Annotated in this window: 1 protein-coding gene; it reads left to right on the top strand. The window is 46.6% G+C overall.

Annotated elements, in window-relative coordinates:
• Window positions 1-29: 29 nt before the first annotated feature.
• A partial coding sequence (locus tag KVT28_RS26875; RefSeq protein WP_217551373.1) for a hypothetical protein occupies window positions 30-236 on the top strand: 207 nt, incomplete at its 3' end.

Raw genomic sequence — 236 nt, 5'->3', positions numbered from 1 at the left:
ACCGTCGCCATTTCTGAGGCAGCCACAAAATGAAAACCCAATTCATAAAACGTGTCGCCGAGCAATTCTTCCAACAAGCAACGAGCAATCTTCCGCAGAAGCTTCAAATCAATCGCCCGCACACGCTGCCGATTTTGCAAAATAAGAACGCTCATGGAATGCCTGCCAATGCTGATAAATTCTTTGACAAGACGAAAGCGCCATTTACATTTTCCGTCGCTTTGGATGGGGTCGTA

Origin of the sequence: Pantoea sp. GbtcB22, assembly GCF_019091025.1 — a bacterium.
Taxonomy (GTDB): Bacteria; Pseudomonadota; Gammaproteobacteria; order Enterobacterales; family Enterobacteriaceae; genus Pantoea; species Pantoea leporis.
This window is presented reverse-complemented; position numbering and strand designations above follow the sequence as displayed.